The 4,599-nt window shown below is 31.6% G+C and carries 6 protein-coding genes; 4 read left to right on the top strand and 2 right to left on the bottom strand.

What is annotated here, in order from left to right:
* Both MSI_RS14765 and MSI_RS13000 read left to right on the top strand, forming a co-directional pair.
* The coding region (locus MSI_RS14765) for a hypothetical protein (protein ID WP_039925006.1) at nt 1-244 on the top strand (244 nt) is incomplete at its 5' end.
* Nucleotides 241-753 (top strand): hypothetical protein, encoded by a 513-nt coding sequence (locus MSI_RS13000; RefSeq protein ID WP_009107883.1) that lies wholly within the window; start codon nt 241-243, stop codon nt 751-753. The genes MSI_RS14765 and MSI_RS13000, both read left to right, overlap by 4 nt.
* Nucleotides 754-766: 13 nt before the next feature.
* On the opposite strand, the gene MSI_RS12995 is transcribed toward MSI_RS13000, so the two are convergent.
* The gene (locus tag MSI_RS12995; protein WP_009107881.1) at nt 767-1,873 is read right to left on the bottom strand and encodes a hypothetical protein; all 1,107 of its coding nucleotides are present in this window, start codon (nt 1,871-1,873) and stop codon (nt 767-769) included.
* A 128-nt stretch (nt 1,874-2,001) separates the two neighbouring features.
* Between MSI_RS12995 and MSI_RS12990 the strand changes: the two genes are divergently transcribed.
* Both MSI_RS12990 and MSI_RS12985 read left to right on the top strand, forming a co-directional pair.
* On the top strand, nt 2,002-2,778 hold the full coding sequence (locus MSI_RS12990) for a hypothetical protein (protein ID WP_009107879.1): 777 nt from the start codon (nt 2,002-2,004) through the stop codon (nt 2,776-2,778).
* A gap of 66 nt (nt 2,779-2,844) precedes the next feature.
* Nucleotides 2,845-3,297, top strand: coding sequence for a hypothetical protein (locus tag MSI_RS12985; RefSeq protein ID WP_009107877.1), 453 nt, complete (start codon nt 2,845-2,847; stop codon nt 3,295-3,297).
* A gap of 95 nt (nt 3,298-3,392) precedes the next feature.
* Here the strand turns inward: MSI_RS12985 and MSI_RS12980 are convergent, their stop codons facing one another.
* Nucleotides 3,393-4,169: a hypothetical protein gene (locus MSI_RS12980; RefSeq protein ID WP_009107875.1), complete on the bottom strand. Its 777-nt coding sequence runs from the start codon at nt 4,167-4,169 to the stop codon at nt 3,393-3,395.
* Nucleotides 4,170-4,599 lie beyond the last annotated feature (430 nt).

Below are 4,599 nucleotides of genomic sequence, written 5' to 3'. Positions count from 1 at the left end.
TTCTCCGGACGGAAAACCTAATTCTGAAACTCCTGAAATGTTCCGCCAGTGGTTTATAAAAAACTTTGTTTCAAGTATGGATTATGCTACATGCTGCCAGCTATTCCTTCGCGATTTGAATCATGAACTGACACACATTTATCTTAAAGATGAAAACTTAATGGACTTCTTCAAATCTGTAGAAATCCGTGACCTTGAAGGTATCAAAACTTATATCAAAGATAAGGTTCAAGTGTTGTTTTGAATAATGATGATCTTCTTGAAAACCTTACAACCGGCATTAACTTTGGTATCTGTTTGCACATACCTAAAAAATCACAGGGCTTCGTGTTTGCTTACTCACTTTATGATATTTCTAATGAGCTTCGTATTTTTGTAAATTATGGTATGGAGCAGTATCACATTTCTAGTAATGAAATTGAAGATAAAAAATCAATCGTATATACAGACCAAGAAATGAATGAGATTACAAAGCTTGCTATCAATCTGCTTTCATACATTTACTGTTTTCCTGATTGTCTTGTAGATGGTGCTCCGCATGATGTAAAAACTGAAAATAATCATTATTTAAATACATCAGAAAAAGTTGTAGATGTTACTGAAAAAGCTGCAGCCGGTGTTGTTATTCCACACTTCCGTCGTGGATATTTCAAACGATTAAGCAGCGATTTTTATAAGAACAAAAAAGGTCAAATTGTTTTTGTACACGAAACAATTGTAAATGGACAGGCAAAAACACTGGAAGAAAAATAAATTTAGAAAACAATTATTTAGATTTTATTTTTTCAGTCTGAAACATAATTTTAGACATATTACCTTTTTCATCAACCCAATATGGCATACTTTTAGGAATATCATTATTTTCCAATTTAACAAAAGAAAATTCTTGTAATTCTTCTCTAATGTTATTCCAATTTTGATATAATTGTTGTAAATGTAAAGCACCTTTTTTAGTTGATGCAACTGCTACTAATGAATCACAAAAGTTACCATGTGCAATAAAAATATTATCAAATGTAATACATTCCTTTGTCATGTAATGACAATAAAATTGTTGTTCTTCTGCAGTAAGAATTCTACTCATATAAACAAGAATTTTAGTTGAAATATTATTCATCCGCAAACTTGGAAAAGGATGTGATGACCAGGATAAGTTTTCTAGGTATAACTTTAATTCATTTCCAATATTATCATCACTTATATTTAAGATAATAAAAAGAAAATAAATCGAAAAACTAAGAATCCTTAACTCAGCTAATAATGGGGATAAATCTTCCCAGGATTTATTACCAGCTTTTACATCATCATTATGAAGATGCATTAAATAGTTTAATAAATATTCTATAGCACTGGAATCAGCATCTAACTCTAATGTTTGTAATAAAAAGCTCTCTTCTTCATGTTCTTGAAGAGATTGATCTATTTTCATCGAAAACTTAATACCTTGTTTATTTAAGTAAGTACAATGACCTCTTGCTATATGCGACAGTTCATGTAAAACAATAAAATAAGTAATATATTCAAATATTGCATTTATAAAATATTCTTTATCTCTAACTTCAGAAAATTTAAATACTTTATCAATAGCATCTCGTGAAAAAACATATTTAATTAAGTTTAATGTCTTTGAAAAAAAACTTTTTGGAAAAGCTATATAAGCGTTTTTATTTTTAATAAATGAACCTGCGTTAAAATCTTCATCATCATAAAATACAATATTATAATCCATACCATTTAATATGTTAGGAAAATTGCATTTTAAAAAAGCAGTTAATTTTTGTGCTTGGTTATTATTAAATGATTTTATTGAATCATTTTCATTATTTTCAATTTGAAAATAATACTTAGTATCATCATAAACAAAACTTTTCATAATACTTTACATTTATCATAATTTTTATGACGTGTAAATAAATATAATGAATATTAATTATTTCTCGTTCGCAAAATGCCAACACTAATTGGCACTTTGCAATGGTACTGTGGTGATACACTTTTTGTATGAAGATACAAGGCAGAAAATGCACACTGACGGTATTAAAAGACAATGAATTTATTCCATTACCATACAGCGAGGAAACTGTAAGATTAACGTCTAAAGGCTATACGCTGCCATCTTGCATAGGCAGAAGGAACAGACTTAAATGCATTGAAACAGGAAAGTTGATTCAGGGGTGTTTTGTTACACGGCTTGAATACCTGTGTGCGAAGGCTTTGTTTCTTCTGCTTTTATATAATGAACAGACCTTTGAATTATATGCTGACCGGGGTTTTGAAAAAATCATATACAAAAGGGTTTTGATTAAGGGCTTTGAGCTTCGCGGCGATAACGGCGACGCTTTTAAGCTGCGCTTTGATTTGACCGGTAAAGATTCTTACACTGAAAGCTGGCCGGTAGTTGTTCCTTCTTTGGAAAGGGAGCGGCAGCGCACTTATTTTTTTGACGGACATTCTGTTACCTCTGACTTAAAGACACTTCCTCTGGTATACCGCTTTGAGCTTACAGGGGGTTATGGCGAGACATCTTCTTATAAAATAAAGCTATACTTTCCGCTCAGCGATGAGCATTATCCTGTGAAATCTAAAATAGAAAAACTTTCTTTAGTGCTGGATTTAAAAGATGGTGTGAGTCTTGATTTATATGACCTTGAGCCTGAGGGTGAAATGGTTGATATAAACTGCGCTGATACGGTGCTTTGTAACCAGAGCTTTAGAATAACCGGACCCCTTGTTTTTAATGTAAGAAATCAAAACGAAATGCTTACGATTGTGCTTTAAGGGCGTTGTCAAAATGCAATCAATAATTGGCACTTTGCAAACGCACTTTGGGGTTACACTCGGAGTATGAGGTTTTATGAAGTTCCGCCTGAGGTGGAAAACGCAATCAGAAATACAGATAGCCGCCCCTTTGTACGCATAGTGTTTGAGCTTTCTGGCGGTGATGTTTATATCCTCGATTCTGACATTCTTGAATGTGTGATGACATCTTATAAAAGTGATGACGGCGGGATTGTAAACCTTGGCGAGCTTTTACTTGATAACTCTCTTAATGCTTTTGATTTAGAAAATAATGAAGAGCTTGCTCCAGGGCTTGGTGTTCAAATTTGGTACTGCTTTGGAGAGAGAACTAATACCTTCTTTCGCTTTCATATGTTTGTGGATGATGACGGCTTTCAGGTTCAGGAAACCGGCTATTCAAATAAAATCTTTAAAGTAAAATTAATGTCTGATAGAATACGTGAAATGTCTAATAATTTTGAAGGTGAGATTCCGAATAGAAAACTGCCACATTATTAAAGTAAAGTACGTTATTTAAGAAAATTAGAAGAATTTTTGTATAAATCATTTGAAGCGAATAAGATATTTATTAACAACAAAAAATAAGATGACTATTAATCATTAAATTTTAATAGCATACGATTTATTATTTTTTGTTCATTATGATAATTTTTTTTTCGACGAGGATGTTTTGTTTTTAGATGGTATTTTAAATCCTTTGAAAGAATTTTTTCCTTACAAATACGACAGATTAAAGTTTTATCAGACTCTACTTTAGATTCATTTTTTTTATGTACAATAAAAGTGGCAGGTTTTTCAGATTTTTGTATGGAAACAATTTCCCAAATATGATTTTCAACTTCAATTTTATCATGAAGTCTTTTACCGAGAAGGTTTAAAATAATTGATTTAAATTGAGGAAGACAATTTATGGATACACCATCAATTGTAAATGTATAATATTTATTATTTTCTTGTCTTTGTAATTTTACAATATCAAAAGATTCTACAGTAACGTCATCATTAATAAAATTACAGGTGTCTTGATTTTTTAAGCTACAATGTGTGTGACCGTTGCCAAAACAAAACTTGTGCGGAAATTCCTTAAGACAAGAAGGCCAACGACCTTTTAAATCTATATATTCACATTCTTTTGAATTATGACCATGATAAAGTTCGTCATAAAAAGCAATAGCTTTACAAGCACTTTCTGTATAATATGTACAATGACTAGAGCCTGAGCATTTTTCATTCTTAGCAAGACATTTATTATATGGGGTACCAAAAACATCTAAATCTTCTACCCAAAATGAACATTTTGTTAGATGTCTGGCTTTATCTCCCTTTTCCATATGTAATGTTACTATATTTGTAAAACCACCGTTTTCCATTTCAAAGTATTCCTATAAAAATTGTAATACTTTTTCTTATTATTTTCATTAAAAAAAACTGCTTCCGGCATTATAGGACAGACCGTAATGCCTTTAAGAAGAACGGACACCGCTTTACTTTCGGAAGCAGAACACAATTTAATACTAAAGCCTAACCCAATGATCAGGTATAACTATTAAATATATGTTTTTATTCGAAATGCCCATAGGTACATTGGATAATGATGTTACCGCCACGAACCCCGTATGTTTTTTTTAAAGACTTTACCATACAACTTTGAGAATTAAGGTTGCAGCCAAAGCCTTTTTATTGGATGTGATGCCCAGCGGCACAGGCTCTATATAATTACAGATAAACTGGCGCATCTTTATTATAAATGGACTTACGCGAACTCGTAATAAATACCAGCCTAGTACGTAAGCCAATTAT

The organism is Treponema sp. JC4, assembly GCF_000260795.1.
Classification (GTDB): domain Bacteria; phylum Spirochaetota; class Spirochaetia; order Treponematales; family Treponemataceae; genus Treponema_D.
The sequence above is the reverse complement of the archived record's forward strand: the minus strand, read 5'-3'. Positions and strand labels throughout refer to the sequence as shown.